The 17,588-nt window shown below is 62.3% G+C and carries 18 protein-coding genes; 14 read left to right on the top strand and 4 right to left on the bottom strand.

The features are described 5' to 3' along the window. The first annotated feature begins 8 nt into the window (after nt 1-8). Together HMPREF2807_RS09435 and HMPREF2807_RS09430 are read left to right on the top strand one after the other, a co-directional pair. Nucleotides 9-701 carry a sirohydrochlorin chelatase gene (locus HMPREF2807_RS09435; RefSeq protein ID WP_070512241.1) on the top strand — a complete coding sequence of 231 codons (693 nt, stop codon included), beginning with the start codon at nt 9-11 and terminating at the stop codon, nt 699-701. Continuing rightward, nucleotides 694-1,689 (top strand): sulfite exporter TauE/SafE family protein, encoded by a 996-nt coding sequence (locus HMPREF2807_RS09430; RefSeq protein ID WP_070512237.1) that lies wholly within the window; start codon nt 694-696, stop codon nt 1,687-1,689. Before HMPREF2807_RS09435 ends, HMPREF2807_RS09430 begins: the two co-directional genes overlap by 8 nt. A 9-nt stretch (nt 1,690-1,698) precedes the next feature. On the opposite strand, the gene cobA is transcribed toward HMPREF2807_RS09430, so the two are convergent. Then, nucleotides 1,699-2,427 carry a uroporphyrinogen-III C-methyltransferase gene (cobA, locus tag HMPREF2807_RS09425; protein ID WP_070512234.1) on the bottom strand — a complete coding sequence of 243 codons (729 nt, stop codon included), beginning with the start codon at nt 2,425-2,427 and terminating at the stop codon, nt 1,699-1,701. A gap of 29 nt (nt 2,428-2,456) precedes the next feature. Here cobA and HMPREF2807_RS09420 point away from each other — a divergent pair, with 29 nt between their 5' ends. Together HMPREF2807_RS09420 and manA are read left to right on the top strand one after the other, a co-directional pair. Beyond that, nucleotides 2,457-3,410: an exopolyphosphatase gene (locus HMPREF2807_RS09420; protein ID WP_232751659.1), complete on the top strand. Its 954-nt coding sequence runs from the start codon at nt 2,457-2,459 to the stop codon at nt 3,408-3,410. A 15-nt stretch (nt 3,411-3,425) separates the two neighbouring features. Then, nucleotides 3,426-4,673: a mannose-6-phosphate isomerase, class I gene (manA, locus tag HMPREF2807_RS09415; protein ID WP_070512226.1), complete on the top strand. Its 1,248-nt coding sequence runs from the start codon at nt 3,426-3,428 to the stop codon at nt 4,671-4,673. Between the two features lie 30 nt (nt 4,674-4,703). On the opposite strand, the gene HMPREF2807_RS09410 is transcribed toward manA, so the two are convergent. Next, entirely contained in the window at nt 4,704-5,672 is a 969-nt protein-coding gene (locus HMPREF2807_RS09410; protein ID WP_070512223.1) for a DNA-directed RNA polymerase II, read from the bottom strand. 330 nt (nt 5,673-6,002) lie between these two features. Here HMPREF2807_RS09410 and HMPREF2807_RS09405 point away from each other — a divergent pair, with 330 nt between their 5' ends. The 7 genes from HMPREF2807_RS09405 (at nt 6,003) to hpf (ending at nt 12,649) form a co-directional block, all read left to right on the top strand. Then, the gene (locus HMPREF2807_RS09405; RefSeq protein WP_046647442.1) at nt 6,003-6,356 is read left to right on the top strand and encodes a DUF4259 domain-containing protein; all 354 of its coding nucleotides are present in this window, start codon (nt 6,003-6,005) and stop codon (nt 6,354-6,356) included. A 9-nt stretch (nt 6,357-6,365) separates the two neighbouring features. Continuing rightward, nucleotides 6,366-6,986 carry a dTMP kinase gene (locus HMPREF2807_RS09400; protein ID WP_070512220.1) on the top strand — a complete coding sequence of 207 codons (621 nt, stop codon included), beginning with the start codon at nt 6,366-6,368 and terminating at the stop codon, nt 6,984-6,986. Between the two features lies 1 nt (nt 6,987). Next, nucleotides 6,988-7,674, top strand: a complete 687-nt coding sequence (gene mtrA / locus HMPREF2807_RS09395) for an MtrAB system response regulator MtrA (protein WP_046647444.1) — start codon at nt 6,988-6,990, stop codon at nt 7,672-7,674. A 69-nt stretch (nt 7,675-7,743) separates the two neighbouring features. Then, a complete protein-coding gene (mtrB, locus tag HMPREF2807_RS09390; protein WP_304440002.1) occupies nt 7,744-9,417 on the top strand; it encodes an MtrAB system histidine kinase MtrB in 1,674 nt (557 codons plus the stop codon). After that, nucleotides 9,414-11,123 carry an MtrAB system accessory lipoprotein LpqB gene (gene lpqB, locus HMPREF2807_RS09385; RefSeq protein ID WP_070512217.1) on the top strand — a complete coding sequence of 570 codons (1,710 nt, stop codon included), beginning with the start codon at nt 9,414-9,416 and terminating at the stop codon, nt 11,121-11,123. The genes mtrB and lpqB overlap by 4 nt, the downstream gene beginning before the upstream one ends. A gap of 34 nt (nt 11,124-11,157) precedes the next feature. Next, nucleotides 11,158-11,838 (top strand): ComF family protein, encoded by a 681-nt coding sequence (locus HMPREF2807_RS14220; protein ID WP_070512214.1) that lies wholly within the window; start codon nt 11,158-11,160, stop codon nt 11,836-11,838. Nucleotides 11,839-12,010: 172 nt separating this feature from the next. Further along, nucleotides 12,011-12,649: a ribosome hibernation-promoting factor, HPF/YfiA family gene (gene hpf, locus HMPREF2807_RS09375; protein ID WP_046647448.1), complete on the top strand. Its 639-nt coding sequence runs from the start codon at nt 12,011-12,013 to the stop codon at nt 12,647-12,649. 120 nt (nt 12,650-12,769) lie between these two features. Here hpf and HMPREF2807_RS09370 read toward each other — a convergent pair whose 3' ends face one another. After that, complete coding sequence (locus HMPREF2807_RS09370) at nt 12,770-13,081, bottom strand: hypothetical protein (protein ID WP_141761697.1); 312 nt, start codon at nt 13,079-13,081, stop codon at nt 12,770-12,772. Between the two features lie 306 nt (nt 13,082-13,387). On the opposite strand from HMPREF2807_RS09370, the gene secA reads away from it, so the two are divergent. Further along, a complete protein-coding gene (secA, locus tag HMPREF2807_RS09365) occupies nt 13,388-15,952 on the top strand; it encodes a preprotein translocase subunit SecA (protein ID WP_070512207.1) in 2,565 nt (854 codons plus the stop codon). Nucleotides 15,953-16,113: 161 nt separating this feature from the next. Next, a complete protein-coding gene (locus HMPREF2807_RS09360; protein ID WP_070512202.1) occupies nt 16,114-16,473 on the top strand; it encodes a hypothetical protein in 360 nt (119 codons plus the stop codon). A 42-nt stretch (nt 16,474-16,515) separates the two neighbouring features. On the opposite strand, the gene HMPREF2807_RS09355 is transcribed toward HMPREF2807_RS09360, so the two are convergent. After that, entirely contained in the window at nt 16,516-16,953 is a 438-nt protein-coding gene (locus HMPREF2807_RS09355) for a hypothetical protein (RefSeq protein ID WP_070512198.1), read from the bottom strand. Nucleotides 16,954-17,170: 217 nt separating this feature from the next. Here HMPREF2807_RS09355 and HMPREF2807_RS09350 point away from each other — a divergent pair, with 217 nt between their 5' ends. After that, entirely contained in the window at nt 17,171-17,581 is a 411-nt protein-coding gene (locus HMPREF2807_RS09350) for an HAD-IA family hydrolase (protein ID WP_070512193.1), read from the top strand. Nucleotides 17,582-17,588 lie beyond the last annotated feature (7 nt).

The following is a 17,588-nucleotide window of genomic DNA, read 5'->3' as shown; positions in this document are numbered from 1 at the left end:
AACACACCATGACCGCCCCGACCGCTACTACTGCTTTACTAACCCTGTCTCACGGCTCACGCCACCCCGAGGCCGCAGCGAACGTTATGGCCCTGACCCACGCCGCTGGCGAGCTAGCCGGGGTGCCGGCTACCGCCGCACACTTGGAATTCAATGACCCGCCGCTCGATGAGGCGGCGCGCAGCCTAGCAGCGCAAGGGGTACGCGAGGCGGTCGTTGTGCCTCTGCTCTTTACCGAGGGCTACCACCAGCGCATCGACGTTCCTGCCGCTCTGGCCCAGGCCTCTGTGGCGTCCGGAGTGCGCCTTCATCAAGCCCGTGGCCTCGGTACCGGCGAGGACATGGCGCGGTTGCTGGCTGAGCGCGTTCCCGAGGGGACAGACACCGTTGTCGTCTATTCTGTCGGCTCCTCCGATGAGCGTGCCAACGCCGCCGTCGCTGATTTAGCGCGTCGTGTCGGCGAGCTTGCCGGTTGCACGGCGAAGGTCGCCTATGCCACGCGCGGTGAGCGCGAGCCCGTTGGCTCAGATGGCAATCAGGAGGTCGTCGTGCCACTCTTTGTGAGCCCCGGCCTGCTCTTAGATCGCCTCGACGAGGATGCAGGGCACAGGGGCGGGGAGTCCCGGCAGGTTCTCCCTCCGCTGGGTGAGGCGCTCGCCGGCATTGTTTCCCACCGTTATGCGGAGGTGGCCCATGCGTAGCCTCATCCTCATCGCGATTGCGGGTGCTGCCGCGCAGCTTGTCGACGGCGGCATCGGCATGGGCTTCGGCGTCACTTCCACCACCATCCTGCTGCTGGCGGGTTTGGGACCGGCGACGGCCTCCGCCGTGGTGCACACCTCGGAGCTAGGCACCACCTTGGTCTCGGGAATCAGCCACTGGCGTTTTGGCAACGTGCATTGGCCCACGGTGCTCAAGCTCGGCGTGCCGGGAGGTTTGTCGGCCTTCATTGGAGCGACGGTTCTGTCTAACCTCTCGCTCGAGGCTGCCGCGCCCGTGACCTCCGCTATTCTCGTGGTCCTCGGCATCAACCTAGTCTGGCGCTTCTCACGCCCACGGATCAGTACATCGCAGGAGACCCGACAGCACTCCACTCCTTTTCTCGCGGGGCTCGGCGTGGTGGGAGGCTTCGTCGATGCTTCGGGCGGCGGTGGCTGGGGCCCGATTTCCACCTCGACGCTCATGGCGGTCGGCCGCGAGCAGCCGCGGCGCATCGTCGGCACCGTCAACACCGCAGAATTCCTCGTCACTTTTGGCGCCACGGCGGGCTTCATCGTTGGCCTCTGGGAGGAGATCGTGGCTAACGCTGCCGCGGTTGTAGCGTTGCTTATCGGTGGGATGATCACCGCACCGATTGCGGCGTGGCTCATCTCCCGCATTAACCCCACGCTCCTTGGAGGCTTCGTGGGCACGGCTATCGTGACGCTCAACATTCCGAAGGCCCTAGGGTGGGCGCTGGCGCATCAGCAGATCCTTCTTCTGCAGGTCGCTGCGCTGGTCCTCGGTGTTGCTCTCACGGTCTGGGCGAACCAGCGCCGGGCCCGGTCTGCACAGAGCTCGGAGGGGGATGCTGCTTCGCAGCAACGCGGTGGCAGTCGTGTCGTTGAAACGACGGAGCCAACTGGCCGCGAGGGCGCCCATGCAGGCAGCTCCGCGGAATCGGAGGAAGAGCGCGTCGGAGTTGAGTAGAACTCGGGGCTAGAGCCCAGCAACCTCACCGATGACGATGACCGCCGGGGGAGCCACCGAGTGCTCCTCCATGGTGGCCCCCAGCTCCGCGAGCTCGCAGCTGAAGGCCCGCTCGCCATCGAGGGAGCCTTCCTGGATGATGCGCACGGGGGTGTGGGGGGAGAGGGAGGCGTCGATCAGCGCAGCGGCGATGGCGGCCGCGTTTTTGACGCCCATGATGACGGACAAGGTAGCCCCGGACTGCGCCAGTGCTGCCCAATCCACCAAGGACTTGGGGTGGCCGGGCGGCAGGTGCCCGGAGACCACAGTGAAGGCATGAACGACGCCGCGGTGCGTCACCGGAGTGCCCGCCAGGGCGGGCACCGCGACCGCCGAGGTCACCCCGGGGACGACCTCCACCGGGATACCCGCTTCGGTAAGCGCCGTGAGCTCCTCGAAGCCACGCCCAAACACATACGGGTCCCCGCCTTTGAGGCGGACCACGCGGCGCCCCTGGCGGGCGTTCTCAACCAGAATCTCGTTGATACGCTCCTGGGCCACTTGGGCGCGGTAGGGGATCTTGGAGACGTCGATAAGCTCCTTGGCATTAATATCGCACAGCTTATCTAGCTGGGCGGTGGGGCCGAGGTGATCGGCCACGACGACATCGGCTTCCTGCAGTGCTCGCATGCCGCGCACGGTGATGAGATCCCACGCGCCAGGGCCGCCGCCAACAAGGACTACCGGATGAATGCTCATGGCCACTCATCCTAGCTATGCTCGGGCCTATGACTTCCTATGACCCCGAAACCGTGGGCTTCTTTGACATCGCCCACGAAGGCGCCCAAGCGCGCGTGGTGGCTGCATCCGTGCCGGAGCTTGCTCGCGTGCTGGGCGGACTCCGTCCGCGAAGCCTCGTCATCCTTGCCGCCGACCAAGTTTCCCGCGCTGCCGCTCACGTTGCTGTGGGCCTAGCTGAGCCCGCTGAAGTCCCCATCATGGTCAGCGAATCACTGCCGCGCTTTACTGGTGCCCTCGACGTCGTGGTGGTGGCGGGGGATAGCCCGTGGGTGGAGCGCGCGCTGCATACTGCTGCGCGCCGGGGTGCCACGACCGTCCTCCTCAATGAGATTGAGGACGCGCCCGAAGACACCATCGTCATAGACACTTTGCCCACCGCCGAAGGTATCTCCCCGGTGCGCGTGATTACAGCCGTGCACGCGGTGTACGCGGTGCTGAGCGAAGACCCAGTTCTCGTTTCTCGTCGCGTGGAGGACGTCGCCGATGCCGTGGACCGTGAGCTGGAAGCGCTGTCCCCGCAGCGCGATTCCATGACGAATCCTGGCCGCGCTCTGCGTGAGTTCGTGGACGGCGGCCGGGTCATCCACAGCAGCGGGCCCGATCCCTATGCGCTGTCAGAAGAGCGCACGCGCGTACACCTCGGCGCGCTTGTTGCCCGCATGGCCGGCGCGTTGTGGGCGGCCCACGGTCTGGGTGGGACCGTTGTTGATGCGGAAGGCTTAGGGCCAATCTTGCAGACCGCTCCGACGGATATCTTTTATGACCCGTTTGAATCGGAAGACCCTTTGGTACCCTTGAGAGTTGTTTTATGGGGACAGGAAGAGGCGAACCTTCCCCATTCTTTCGCAGCGGCGAGCGCCGACACCTCCTGTGGGGAATTGGCCCGCGCGCTGCAGCTGATTACGCGCAGTTATGCCGCGACCGCCTACGACGTGAAATAGAAACAGAGGAAGTCAATGAAGTTGCTCACCAGCGCTGCCCGCAACTACTCGTGGGGTTCGCGCACGCTGATTCCGACGCTACTCGGCGAGCCGGAAGCTACTAGCCCGGTGGCTGAGCTGTGGTTCGGCGCGCACCCGGCTGATCCCTCGACGGTGGATGGCGAGAAGCTGGATGAGATCATCGCCGCGGATCCACAAGGACAACTGGGGAAGCGGGTAGCGGAAACGTACGGAGCCGGACTGCCCTTCCTGTTGAAGATCCTGGCTGCCGCCGAGCCGCTGTCGCTGCAGGCGCACCCGTCCAAGCAACAGGCCGAGGAAGGCTTTGCCCGCGAGAACGCGGAGGGTATCGAACTCACGGCGGCCAACCGCAACTACAAGGATGACAACCACAAGCCGGAGCTCATCGTGGCACTCACAGAGTTTTACGCCATGGCGGGCTTCCGCCCCCTCTCGCAGACCCGCAGCCTCTTCGCGGCTTTGGACTGCGAAGAGCTCGCGCACTACGAGGGCATGCTCGATCCGGACCCCGCTGCTGAAGGCGACAGCCTCCGCGCGCTGTTTACCACGTGGATCACTATCCCCAGCGCTAAGCGCAAGGAGCTTATCAGCGCGGTGGTAGCCGCGGGCGAGCGCCTGCGCGAAAGCCAAGCCGGTGAGCCGTGGATGTCTACCGTGATGGGGACCGTGTCGAAGATCAACGAGCAGTACCCGGGGGACATCGGCGTGCTGGGCGCGCTGCTGCTGAACCACATCGTCTTGCAGCCGGGTGAGGCGATCTACCTCGACGCCGGACAGCTGCACGCCTATGTGTCTGGTCTGGGCGTGGAGATCATGGCCAACTCGGACAACGTGCTGCGCGGCGGCCTGACCCCGAAGTTCGTTGACGTCCCTGAACTGGTCAAGGTCCTGACGTATCAGGCGGCAGAGGATCCGCGAGTGGAGCAAGTAGCGCACGCAGATGCAGCTGAAAAGGAAGCAACAGGCAGCATTACGGGCGCCACGGCGTGGGCCTACCCGGTGCCGATTGGGGAATTCTTGCTGGACCGCGTGGAGCTTTCGGGTGCGGACTCCGCCGAGGTAGACAGCGATGGCCCGATGATCCTGCTGTGCACCGCTGGCGCGGCCACGGTGAGCAACGACGAGGGGGAGAGCGTGGACTTTAGCGCTGGCCACGCAGCATGGATTCCAGCCAGCGACCCAGCCGTCACGATCCGTGCCGCGAAGGCCGAAGGCGCGGAGGTATTTGTCGCTCGCGTCTAGAGCTTAAGGTGCACCTTTAGAGGTGCACCTTTAAGGATGCACCGCTGCCGGTTCGGCGGCGGGTTCCATGGGTTTCTCGCCCGGCTTAACGGCGGTGGGGGTTTCTGCGGACGGTTCCTCTGCGGCGGGGACGTCATCCGTTGGGGCTGCCGGGGTGGGGGCCGCATTGGTTCGGTGCGCCTCGGATTCACGCGCCAGCGACTCTAGCGCCTCGTTGCCGTGCTGAGCAGACTCGTCCCACTGCTTTTGCTCGGCTTCGGTCGGCTCACGGTGTTCCGTAACGGAGTCAGGCTCGGCCTCAGGCTTCGGGGCTTCTTGGGCGAGCCCGGCCGGCTGCGGTATGAAGGAATCAGAAGCCTTAGGGGAGTCCTCGCCCTGCGGGGATATAGGGGCCTCGGTGGGTTGCTGCTCGGTCAACTGGGGGTTGTGCTCGCGTTCCCCGCGGGATTCCTGTGGGGCCGAATCCTGCGGTGCGGCAGTCTGCGGCTCCAGGGTGGCCGGCGGTGGCGTTGGCTCGGTGTGCTGCGGGGTAGAGCCAGGTGCCACGGATTCGGAGGCCGTGGACGGGTCAGTCGAGGGAGCCGTCGCTGGGGTGGTAGCAACCGGTGCCGGCGGGTTCTGCGGGTTCTGTGCGTTCTGTGTCGCCTGCGGTTGCTGGTTCTGCAGCGAGGAGACGTTATCCGGGCGGTAGACGGCCGTGGGGCCAGCGGGCTCCGTGTTGTTGACAACGGCGTTCGGCGCTAAGTACGGATCCTCTGCCGGCGCAGCAACCGGCGTGTGCGAGTCCTTCGACTGGGTGGTCGTCGGAGAAGCCGTGGTGGTGTAGGAGTGCGTCGCTGATGAGGACGTGGTGGCTGTGCTGGACACCGCGGTGGCGGCCGAGGGCTTAGCCACGACGGATTCGGGTGCGCTCATGCGCCACACCGCGACGCCCACGGCGACGGCACACAGGAGGCCGGCCGCCACGAAGGCGAGGATGCGGCGTGGACTGCTCGTCATGCGGGGCGCTCTCCTAACTGCACAAAGGTCACAAGTCGGTAACAACGATAGCACGAATATAGGGATAGTAAATGGCCTGGGCAATAACCCCTGTTCATACCTCTTTCCACAATGCAGGCAGGTCGGTATTACAGGGAACTGTGGCGCAGCTGTAATAAAACGGGCTCATTGGCCGAAGCCTTGCATAAGGGCGCCTAAAGAATGGTAGAAATTGGATTAGATAGCGGCTTGGCGGTGGGCGCGCCCCACGACGCCACACTGACCCACCGTGGACACAAGAAAATAGACCCCAACATAAACCCCTATTCGCGTAAAGATGAAGGAGAAACAATGAGCTCATGGGATGAGGACATCTTCGCCGACGAAGTCAACGTCGACTTCTTGGATGAACTGGCAGACCTTGAGGACGAAGAGATCGTTGCCGCGGTCGATGATGCCTGCGCCCTGGCGGTCTCCGGTGAGGATCAGACCGAGGACGAGCAACGCAACGCGCTGGCGGCGGCCACGATCGCCGCGATTTGGGCGGGCGCCCCGTTCAGCGCCGGGGAGGTGGTTGAGGACTACCCATTCATTCGTGATCTGGCCGGTTCCGGGAGCGAGAACCTCAACGAGCACGCCCTCGAGCTGCTCGAAGGCGTCGAGGAGGACTACGACCTCGAGCCCTTCATCGAGGCGCTTTCCTAGTACGCCAGCATGCTGATCAGTATTGAAGGAATCGATGGTGCGGGAAAGAACACCATCACCCAGCGTCTGCGGGAAGAGCTCGACTGCGAGGTCTCGGTCTTAAGCTTCCCGCGCTACGAAGACTCCGTGCACGCGCAGCTCGCGCAGGAAGCGCTCTACGGGCGCATGGGAGATCTCACCGATTCGGCCTACGGGATGGCCACGCTCTTTGCCCTAGATCGGTGGGGTGCTAAGGAACAGCTGCTCGCTGCCGCCGAATCCGCAGACTCCTTGCTCATCCTGGATCGCTACGTGGCGTCGAACGCGGCCTACTCCGCCGCAAGGGTGGGCGGGGAGCTCATCGTTGACTGGGTCTACGAGCTCGAATTCGAGCGTTTTGGCCTTCCCGTTCCACAGTTGCAGATCTTCTTGGACACTGACGTCGAAGTCGCCGGCCAGCGCGCCGTAGCCCGGGCGGCGGAGGATGAGGGGCGCCATCGCGATCGCTATGAGCGGGATGCGGGGCTGCAGGCCCGCACGGCCGCTGCTTACCGTCGTCTAGCGCAGCAGCAGTGGGCTGGGCAGTGGATCGCCACCGCGGATGCCGATATGATTATCCAAGCTGTCAAGGAGCTTGTAGGAGAACAATAACGTGGCACCGAAAATCTTGGTCGTGGATGATGACCCGGCAATCGCCGAAATGCTCACCATCGTGCTCGAGGCAGAGGGGCTGGAACCTATTGCCGTCAACGATGGTAACGAGGCCATCCCGGCCTTCCGCGAGCACGACCCAGATCTGATCCTGTTGGATCTCATGCTTCCGGGCATGAACGGCGTCGATATTTGCCGTGCCATCCGCACCGAGTCTTCTGTGCCCATCGTCATGCTCACCGCGAAGACGGACACCGTTGATGTGGTTCTCGGCCTCGAATCGGGGGCGGATGACTACATCACCAAGCCCTTCAAGCCCAAGGAACTCATCGCCCGCATCCGTGCGCGCCTGCGTCGGATCGACGGGGGCTCCGGAGAGATCATCGAGGTAGGGGACCTGCTGATCGACGTTCCTGAGCACACCGTCACCCGCAAGGGCGGCGAGGAAATCTCGTTGACCCCGCTGGAGTTCGACCTCCTTTTGGAAATGGCCCGCAAGCCCGGGCAGGTCCACACCCGTGAGGCGTTGCTCGAATCCGTTTGGGGTTACCGCCATGCCTCGGATACTCGCCTCGTCAACGTGCACGTTCAGCGCTTGCGCGCCAAGATTGAGCACGATCCGGAGGATCCACACATCGTCCTCACCGTGCGCGGTGTGGGGTACAAGACTGGAAAAACCGCCGAGTAAAGGACTGCCGCTATTTTTGGTTGGTTAGCGCGAGCCCGGGATGGCATCGTCGAGCGCTGGCGTACGTCCCTGCAGACACGCGTGCTGGGCATGATGCTGGTGGCCTCCACGGTGGTCATGATCATCCTGGCCTACGCCCTGGTGTCGGTGCTCACGCAGCAGCTGGTGAGCCAGAAAGAGGACACCGCGCTGCAAGAGCTCGACCGCGCCCGCGTAGCCGTGGAGCAACAGATTGACGCGACAGGAACGGCTAACTCAACGCAGGTACGCATCAACTCCGCACGCGCTGCACTGGGGCAGATGTCGGCACAGCAACCCGATGCCCAGGCCGTGTACGAGCCGGTCATCCTTGTGGAGAACTCCGACGGCACAGCCACCACCTCACCGGAGGGTTACCGCATCCCCGATGGCATGCGGGAGCTCGTCGGTCAGGGCCAAGTCGTGCAGCAGTACGCCACGGTGGACCAGCAATCGGGGGCTACCTACAACGCACTGATGGTGGGCACGCCCATTGAAAGCGACATCCCGAATACCCAGGTCTACCTCGTGTTGTCCATGGAATCTGAGGAATCCACGATGGCGCTCATGCGTGGTTTGCTCTCCGCTGCTGGAGTGGTCGTCGTGGTTCTCCTCGTGGGCATCGCGTGGCTGGCTACCCAGCAGGTGATCGTGCCGATTCGCTCTGCCTCGCGTATCGCGCAGCGCTTTGCCGCCGGTCACCTGCGTGAGCGCATGGTGGTCAACTCGGATGATGAGATGGGCCGCCTTGCCTCCTCCTTCAACGACATGGCGGATAAGCTCTCCAAGCAAATCGCCCAGCTGGAAGAGTATGGCGATCTCCAACGGCAGTTCACCTCCGACGTGTCGCACGAGTTGCGCACGCCGCTAACCACGGTGCGCATGGCGGCGGATGTCATCGCGGAGGACGCGGATGAGTTCAACCCTTATACCAAGCGCTCGGCGGAGCTGCTTATCAAGGAGCTGGATCGCTTCGAGGACTTGCTGGCGGATCTGCTGGAGATCTCTCGCCACGATGCGGGCGTGGCGGATCTGTCCACGGCCTCCATCGATATTCGCTCCTGCGTAGACTCCGCGTTGAGTCAGGTAGAACACCTCGCCGCCGAGCTCGACGTGGACGTCATCGTTCATATTCCGGAGGAACCCGTGGCCGTCGAATGCGATTCACGGCGTGTCGAGCGCATCCTGCGCAACCTGCTCGCGAATGCCATCGACCATTCTGAGGGAAACCCCGTCACCGTGGATATCGGGGCGACGGAGGACGCCGTCGGTATCGCAGTCACCGACTCCGGTGTTGGCCTCAAGGAGGGCCAGGAGGAGTTGGTGTTCAACCGATTCTGGCGTGCGGACTCTTCCCGTAAACGCCATTCTGGCGGAACCGGTCTGGGCCTTGCCATCGCCCGCGAGGATGCGGTGCTGCACGGCGGTACGTTGGACGCTATTGGCTACTTTGGCGTGGGCTCGCGCTTCCGCCTTATCCTGCCCCGCACACCAGACCAGAAGGTAGAGTCCGAGCCCATCGCTTTGGAGGTCCCAGGTGCACCGGGGCAGGTCGAGGCAGAAGAACAATCCGCGCTCGAGTTGACCTCGGAGCCGGACATGCCCGTGTTGAAAGGTGATTCGGACACAGGAATCGTGTGGCCTTCAGAGCGCGAATCCCGTGGCGTGGACACGCCTTTCAATCACAACACCGTTCCTGATTTCGAGGAGGAGGCCCAGCGATGATGCCGGCCCGCCGCCCACTCGCAGTTTTCAGCTGCGTTGCGCTCATAGCCCTCGTCGGGTGCTCGACCTTGCCGAACAACACGGATCCGCAAGTGATCGGGACTTTCGAACCGCATGACCGGGCAGACGATGCTGTCGTCGAACCGCGTACAGATAGCGAGCCTGATCTCCTCGTGCGTGACTTCTATTCGGCGGTGGCGATTCCCACCGGTAACTACGCCGCCGCCCGCACCTTCCTTTCGACGAATATAGCTAATTCCTGGGACCCCACGGATACCGTTCTGGTGGTGGATTCCATCGATCTCGTGACGTCCAATATGGAAGACGGCGACCTGGAATACTCGGTCCGCGGCAATATTATTGGCCGTTTGGCCAATGGCGGGGCTTATGTCCCCGATAATTCGCGCATCGAAGCAACCGTCCGACTGCGCCAGTTCAATGGGCAATGGCGCATCACGGATTTGCCCACTGGTGCTGTGATTGAGCGCACCGAACTGCGCAACCGCTACCGGCCGCAGTCGCTGTACTTTTTCGATACAACCCAACGCCTGCTGGTGGCGGACCGTCGTTGGCTCTATTCGGGGAAGGAGTCAATCGCCTCGGAGCTAGTGACCCTGCTGCTGCAGGGGCCGTCCTCCGATATCGCGCCGGCGACGTCCACCTTAAGCCCCAAGGACGCTACCTTCTTGGGAATCAACGATGGCGTCTACGAGTTCAGCGGGATGGCAGGAATGACCCAGGAGGAGCGCCTCAAGTTCGCCGCCCAGTTGGTCTGGACCCTCAACAACGCAGAGATCACGAAATCAGTGCGCGCCACCATCGATGGCAGCCCGCTTGTCGACGGCATGGAGGAAATGACCATCGATGACTTTGCTGAGTTCAACCCAGAGGTGGCTGCCCAGTCCGTGCCTAAGCTCTACGCGGTCAATGACGGCTCACTCCTCGAGGTTAAAGGTGAAGGCAGCACCGAGGTGCAGGGAATGGCCGGGCAGATTCACGATATCCAGTCCGCGGACGTCTCCGATGAGGGCATGGTCGCCGCGGTACGCAAGCGCTCTGAGAAGGAGTCACAGCTGGCGATGGGCGAGCTCGGCCACGAGCTCAAGGATTCGGTCAAGGGTGAAACTTTAGCCCGCCCCACCTTCGAGGTGGGAGGACAGGTGGCGTGGACCGTCGTCGACGGCAAGCACGTGGTCCGCGTGACACGCTCGCCGGCCACCGGCGAGCTGAGCACCGCGGAGGTGGACACCTCCGCATTAGAGAACGTGGAAGGCGAAATCTCCGTCATCCGGCTGTCCCTGACGGGAGCGCGTATCGCCATGATTATCGATGGCAGCATTTATACCGGTGTGGTTGCCCGCGCGACGTCGGGTGAGCGGCGCATCGTCAACGTTCACCAGGTGGGCCCAGAGCTGGCCGGCTCTGCTTTGTCGGTGGAGTGGCAGACAGACGGCTCCCTGCTCGTGGGTACCTCGGCGTCGAGCTCTCCGGTGTGGCGCATCGAGCAAGACGGATCTTCGGCCACCACACTGCCCACCGGAAATATCACCGCACCCGTGGTCGCGGTGGCCTCTTCGCCGTCGACGCTCTACGTCACCGATGCGCATGCACTTCTGCAGCTGCCCACGGGCGGATCCGAGCGTTCTTATTGGCGCGAGGTGGAGGGCCTGCAGGGAGTGCGTTCCTCTCCGATTATCGCGCGCTAGAGGACAGCTCAGGAGTCAGGCTAGAGTTGGGTGCATGCCGAAACATCGGGGGATAGGTGAGGCCACCGCCGCGCTCATGGAGCTGTTCCTGCCGCGCCCGTGCGCCGGGTGCGGGGGTGAGACCTCTGCGGGTGGCGTGCTGTGCGCTGCTTGCCAGCACCACCTGCGCCAGATTCCGCGCCGCGTGGAACGTCCGCAGCCATTAGGGTTTCCGGCGTGGGCGCTCGGACCGTATTCCGATACTCGCCGCGGGGTCATCATCGCGATGAAGGAACGCGGGCACCAGGCGGTGCGCGCGCACTTAGGCGCGGTGCTTGCCGCTGGCATCGACTACCTGCGCGCCCGCGGCGACATTCCGGAGACCGCGCTGTTGGTGCCCGCCCCGACACGGGCGTCGTCGGCCCGCAAGCGTGGTGGTGATCCGGTGACCGCGCTGTGCCAGGCGGCGACTGCTCGGCTTCCTGGTTGGGACGTGGTTAATGCCTTGATGACGGCCGAAGGCAGTGCGGATCAGTCGCAGCTCAACGCAGCGGAGCGCACAGACAATATGCGCAGTGCCGTGCGGTTGCTGCCGGCCGCCCGTACGTTGGCGGGGCGCAGCGTGCTGCTTGTCGACGACGTCATCACGACCGGCGCGACACTCCGCGCCAGCGCAGCTCGCGTGTGGGCCGTCGGGGGTGACGTGGCGGGGGCGATTGCCCTGGCAGACGCGTAGGGTGGAGCGACATCAAGCGTCTGTAGAGGGGGCCAGTAAACCCGTTGGTTATGACCAGTGGTAGCATGAGGGGTGTCACAGGGAAGCGGACACTAAGCCCCGAATCACAGGCTTGAATGAGGTCCGCAGAATGTGCAGTCATTCAGTCCCCACGAGTAAAGGGAGGCATTACATGTCCCAGCAGACCAACGCTCAGGTCACCATCACCGGTCGTAACGTGGAGGTTCCGGAGCACTTCCAGGAACGTGTCACTGAAAAGCTAGCCAAGATCGAGCGCCTCGATCCGACCCTGACCTTCTTCCACGTGGAGCTGCAGCACGAGCCGAACCCGCGCCGCGAGTCTGAGGCAGAGCGCCTGCAGATTACCGCTACCGGCAAGGGGCACATCGCCCGCGCTGAGGCTAAGGAAGATTCGTTCTACGCGGCACTCGAGACCGCTCTGGGCAAGATGGAGCGCTCCCTGCGCAAGGTAAAGGTGCGCCGCGAGAACGTGAAGTCCGGCCACCGCGCTCAGAAGGGTACCGGTCAGATTGCTGCCGAGCTGGTCGCCGAGGCTGAAGCGGCTAAGCCGGGTAAGGAAGAACGCTACATCGATCCGTACGCAGAGACGGTCGAGGACGTTCGCCCGGGCCAGGTTGTGCGCTTCAAGGAGCACCCGGCTACCCCGATGTCCGTGGATGATGCACTCAGCGAGATGGAGCTGGTCGGCCACGACTTCTACCTCTTCATCAACGAGGAGAACAACAAGCCGTCCGTGGTCTACCGCCGCCACGCCTTCGACTACGGCCTTATCTCCCTGACGGACGCTTAAGGGCTAAGCGTCCTAAGGGCTAAGTATTAAGCCCTTCGGGAAAACTATCCCGGCTACAACACGTTTCCCCGCGCTGAACATGCAGCGCGGGGAAACGTGTTTTCGTTTATCGCGACGCAGCTATATTCCGAATTGGCTGGACAGGTGCACTTCGGCCTCAGCTAGCTTTTGCAGTGGCAGCATGAGCAAGGCCACTGGGGCGAACAGAATCAGATCCAGTCCGAAGTCTTCGGTGGGATGCGACCCTGGGCGGTGGGAAGTGGCGATGGCATCCATGGTTCCGGTCATGATCGCGTCATAGGTCCACATGGCGCTACCACCGCGCGGTGCTTCAGAATCATCAGCCACGGCGGCGGGGGCGGTTATGGTGCTCAAAGCTAAAGCTGCGGAGGTAGCGGTAGCTACGGCAATCTTGGAGAACTGCATAGTCATTCCTGTTCTGTCTCGTTCTGCGTCCGGGTGAGTAGGGGACTGCGTGTTGGGGACGTGGGCGCTCTTGTTGTGCCCTTATCTAAACCTTCGTTGTGAGGTGCGCAACTGTTAGCAGTTGGTTGTTAGGAGTTCGTTGCGGCGCCGCGCTCTGTGGTTCTGAGAAAACACAGGATGGGCGCACGAGTGGGCGCGGGTTAAGTATCGGATTTTGCGTTTTGGGTTGGGTGGCGAATCGATACGGAAAAGCTAGTGAGTACAATGGCGACGAGTTAACTTTATTGTCGCGACCAGAAGGACTATCTAGACGTGTTTGGACTTTCCAAGCTGCTCCGTGCCGGTGAGGGACGCACCGTCAAGCGCCTGGCTAAAATTGCTGATGATGTTATTGCCCTAGAAGATAAATTCGCGGCGCTGTCGGACGACGAGCTTAAGGCTAAGACAGACGAGTTTAAGAAGCGTCTGGCGGATGGCGAAAAGATGAATGACATGCTTCTCGAAGCATTCGCCACCGTGCGTGAAGCCGCCTGGCGCGTGCTCGACCAGAAGCACTACAAGGTGCAGATCATGGGCGGTGCTGCCCTGCACTTTGGCAACGTTGCCGAGATGCGCACTGGTGAGGGTAAGACCCTGACCTCACTGCTGCCGGCCTACCTCAACGCCCTCGAAGGCAAAGGCGTCCACATCGTGACCGTCAACGACTACCTGGCTAAGCGTGACGCCGAGATGATGGGCCGTGTTCACCGCTGGCTGGGACTGTCCGTCGGTGTCATCCTCTCCGAGATGCGCCCTGCAGAGCGCAAGGAAGCCTATGCCTGCGACGTTACGTATGGCACGAACAACGAGCTGGGCTTTGACTACCTGCGCGACAACATGGTCCGCTCACTCGATGAAACTGTCCAGCGCGGCCACAACTACTGCATCGTGGATGAGGTTGACTCCATTCTGATCGATGAGGCGCGTACCCCGCTCATCATTTCCGGCCCGGTCGATGGGTCCTCTCAATTCTACGGAGTCTTTTCCAAGCTGGCCCCGAAGATGCGCGAGGGCATCCACTACGAGGTGGACCACAAGAAGCGCACCATTGGTGTGCTTGAGGACGGCGTGGAATTCGTCGAAGACCAGTTGGGCATTGAAAACCTCTACGCACCTGAGCACTCCCAGCTGGTGTCCTACCTCAATAACGCGCTGAAGGCGAAGGAGCTCTTCACCCGCGATAAGGACTACATCGTGCGCAACGGCGAGGTCCTCATCGTGGATGGATTCACCGGCCGCGTGCTGGCTGGTCGCCGTTACAACGAGGGTATGCACCAGGCCATTGAGGCGAAGGAAGAGGTGGAGATCAAGAACGAGAACCAGACGCTGGCGACCGTTACCCTCCAGAACTACTTCCGCCTTTACGATAAGATTTCCGGCATGACCGGTACCGCAGAAACTGAGGCGGCCGAGCTGCACTCCATTTACGGTCTCGACGTGGTGCCAATTCCGACCAACAAGCCGAACCAGCGTACCGACCACTCCGACCGCATCTACAAGACCCAGGAAGCGAAGTTCGCTGCGGTGGTCGATGACATCGAGGAGCACGTGGCTGCCGGTCAGCCGGTGCTCGTTGGTACCACCTCCGTGGAACGCTCCGAGTACCTCTCGCAGCTGCTGAGCAAGCGCGGCGTCAAGCACTCGGTGCTCAACGCCAAGCACCACGAGGAAGAGGGCCAGATCGTCGCCCGTGCTGGCCGCCCTGGCACCGTCACCGTGGCCACCAACATGGCCGGCCGTGGTACCGATATCGTGCTCGGAGGCAACCCCGAGGTCATCCTGGATGAGAAGCTGCGGGACCGCGGCCTCGATCCCTTCGAGGACGAGGAGAAGTACCAGGAAGCCTGGGACGCTGAGATCGAGCAGGAGAGGGAACGCTCCAAGAAGATGGGCGATGAGGTCCGTGAGGCCGGCGGCCTGTACGTGCTGGGCACCGAGCGCCACGAGTCGCGCCGTATTGATAACCAGCTGCGTGGCCGTTCCGGACGTCAGGGTGACCCGGGAGAGACCCGCTTCTACCTGTCCATGCGCGATGAGCTCATGGTGCGCTTCGTGGGCCAGTCCATGGAGAACATGATGAACCGCCTCAACGTGCCGGATGACGTGCCGATTGAGGCCAAGATGGTGTCGAACTCTATCAAGGGTGCGCAGGCACAGGTGGAGAACCAGAACTTCGAGATGCGTAAGAACGTGCTCAAGTACGACGAGGTTCTTAACGAGCAGCGCAAGGTGGTGTACGCCACCCGCCACGACATCCTTGAGGCCAACGACATCAAGGACAACATCCGGACGATGATCAACGACACCGTGTCCGCCTACGTGGCAGGGGCTACTGCTACCGGTTACGTGGAGGACTGGAATCTCGATGAGCTGTGGAATGCGCTGGAGTCCCTGTACGGGCCGACCATGACGCATGAGGAGCTCGTTGACGGCACCGAATACGGCGCCGCCGGCGAACTATCTGCGGAGCAGCTGCGGGATGCCCTCCTGGCTGATGCCAACTCCGAGTACGACAAGCTCGAAGATGCTGTGACTGCCATCGGCGGTGAGAACCAGATGCGCAATACCGAACGCATGATCATTCTGCCGATCATCGACCAGAAGTGGCGCGAGCACCTTTATGAAATGGATTACCTCAAGGAAGGTATTGGCCTGCGTGCTATGGCGCAGCGCGATCCCCTGGTGGAATACCAGAAGGAGGGCGGCGACATGTTTAACGCCATGAACGACGCAGTGAAGGAAGAAACCGTCCGCCAGCTGTTCATGTTACGCAAGCAGTTCAAGGCCCAGGAAGAGGCGAGTGCAGCGGGTGAAGCAAACGCGGAAGCGGAAGCTTAATCTGACGCGGCTTGAAACTGCGTTGACGCGCTGGCGCTAGAAAGCGCGGAAAGTGATGAGGCGCCGTGTGGGAAGAACTCCCCACGGCGCCTTTTTATTGGAAGCAGTTAGGTATATACTGTCAAATTATTAATTGTTCTGCTTCGGAAGGTTGAGTTAGTATGCGCCGCTTGTCTCTGCGAGTAGGTCTCTCCGTGTTCGCATCTGCCACCCTGTTGGGCGGCGGCGCAGCTGCGTCAGCTATCGAGCTTGCTCCCGAGGAGCAGTGCCAGCTCTCTTCCGTCTTGAGCTCGCAGGACGATGAGTCCTCCAAGGACGCCGTGCTCAGCTCCCAGGACACCGTGGCCACTCAGTGCGGCGCTGCGTCTGCTCCGGAAACCTCCGAGGAAGCTGCAAAGAACCTGCCTGTGGTCGGAGCCACCATGTTTGGCGGTATCAGCTTGGCTCTGGTGAGTGCGTCCGCGGCGTTCGCCGGCATCGATTGGACGCCCATCTTGATCAAGCTCGGTTCGCTTTTTTAATCTCCCGCAGTTTCCAGCCAAGGTTGTCCCTTGGCTTCTTGTTTAGCCTCCCGTAGCCTGCCGGTCGCCTCCAGCGATACTGGGGCTGGGGCCGACTGAGAGTAACCGGAAGGAACGTATGTGCCGCCCGGCTGCGGAGCCGGTGAAAGCACGCTGGTGCGAACCTATCAGCACTGAACCGAAGAACTCGCCGTTTGCGCGCGCATGCAAGCTGGTGAGCGCCATGCCCCCGCGGAGCTCTGCCGCTGCATGGGCCTTCCGCCACGCGCGTACATGGGTGATGATTTCTGGGGCAAAGCGCGGGTTGTTGAGATGGCTCATTGGCCGCAAAGCGGCGGCAACTTCTAAAACAATGACGACGAGCCCGTGGATCTCGTCACGCGTGGCGAGGTCACCAGCGGTAGGCTCGCGCTCATAGCGGATACGCTGTGGAGCAACATAGAGCTGCAGATGGCTCATGCCGGGGATGGGGGTATACATGCGGAAACCGGTCCTTATCCGCGATAAGCAGCGCGGAGAAAGGCGCTCAGGCAGGCGAAGGCGAGCGGAGGGAAGGAAGCTGGACGCACGTTCATTGTGCCATGCTGGAGCCATCCGCGGCTAGAAGGCGCTGCGCCTTGGCCTTTGGGAGCAGGCGAGCGGTATGTTCGCTATACTTTCGGACGATAAACACAGCTCAATGCGAAGGGTAGATAATATGCGTGGACTCATCGTCGATTTTGTAGGCGTGCTTGACGGCACCGAAGAAGACGTCAAGCGCTGGCGGGAGCTGTTCGCCGCCGCGAAATCTAACGGAGTCGCCACCGCTATTCTCTCTAACGATCCGGGCGGCCCAGGCGCGGAGCATATTCGCGAGTGGGAATACCGGGGCATCGTTGATGCCGTCGTGCTTTCCGGTGAGGTCGGTGCGGAAAAGCCGGATTGTGCTGCCTTCCAGGCTGCAGCGGACGCTATCGACCTGCCGATTAATGACTGCGTCATGGTAGATGATTCCATCGTCAACGTCCGCGCCGCGGTGGAAAATGGCATGGTGGGCATGCTCTACACGGTCTTTGACCGCACCAGCGTGGAAGTCCAGGCAGTCTTCGACATTGAAGGTGAGTTCTAAGTGTCGA

The organism is Corynebacterium sp. HMSC074A09 (genome assembly GCF_001811545.1).
GTDB lineage: Bacteria > Actinomycetota > Actinomycetes > Mycobacteriales > Mycobacteriaceae > Corynebacterium > Corynebacterium hiratae.
The sequence above is the reverse complement of the archived record's forward strand: the minus strand, read 5'-3'. Positions and strand labels throughout refer to the sequence as shown.

Coding starts and splice junctions, on each gene's coding strand:
- HMPREF2807_RS09420 (WP_232751659.1), top strand. CDS start 2,457: ATGACTTCCTATGACCCCGAAACCGTGGGCTTCTTTGACATCGCCCAC.
- hpf (WP_046647448.1), top strand. CDS start 12,011: ATGTCCCAGCAGACCAACGCTCAGGTCACCATCACCGGTCGTAACGTG.
- cobA (WP_070512234.1), bottom strand. CDS start 2,427: ATGAGCATTCATCCGGTAGTCCTTGTTGGCGGCGGCCCTGGCGCGTGG.
- HMPREF2807_RS09400 (WP_070512220.1), top strand. CDS start 6,366: ATGCTGATCAGTATTGAAGGAATCGATGGTGCGGGAAAGAACACCATC.
- HMPREF2807_RS09405 (WP_046647442.1), top strand. CDS start 6,003: ATGAGCTCATGGGATGAGGACATCTTCGCCGACGAAGTCAACGTCGAC.
- HMPREF2807_RS09430 (WP_070512237.1), top strand. CDS start 694: ATGCGTAGCCTCATCCTCATCGCGATTGCGGGTGCTGCCGCGCAGCTT.
- HMPREF2807_RS09435 (WP_070512241.1), top strand. CDS start 9: ATGACCGCCCCGACCGCTACTACTGCTTTACTAACCCTGTCTCACGGC.
- HMPREF2807_RS14220 (WP_070512214.1), top strand. CDS start 11,158: ATGCCGAAACATCGGGGGATAGGTGAGGCCACCGCCGCGCTCATGGAG.
- HMPREF2807_RS09360 (WP_070512202.1), top strand. CDS start 16,114: ATGCGCCGCTTGTCTCTGCGAGTAGGTCTCTCCGTGTTCGCATCTGCC.
- lpqB (WP_070512217.1), top strand. CDS start 9,414: ATGATGCCGGCCCGCCGCCCACTCGCAGTTTTCAGCTGCGTTGCGCTC.
- HMPREF2807_RS09355 (WP_070512198.1), bottom strand. CDS start 16,953: ATGTATACCCCCATCCCCGGCATGAGCCATCTGCAGCTCTATGTTGCT.
- HMPREF2807_RS09350 (WP_070512193.1), top strand. CDS start 17,171: ATGCGTGGACTCATCGTCGATTTTGTAGGCGTGCTTGACGGCACCGAA.
- HMPREF2807_RS09410 (WP_070512223.1), bottom strand. CDS start 5,672: ATGACGAGCAGTCCACGCCGCATCCTCGCCTTCGTGGCGGCCGGCCTC.
- manA (WP_070512226.1), top strand. CDS start 3,426: ATGAAGTTGCTCACCAGCGCTGCCCGCAACTACTCGTGGGGTTCGCGC.
- HMPREF2807_RS09370 (WP_141761697.1), bottom strand. CDS start 13,081: ATGACTATGCAGTTCTCCAAGATTGCCGTAGCTACCGCTACCTCCGCA.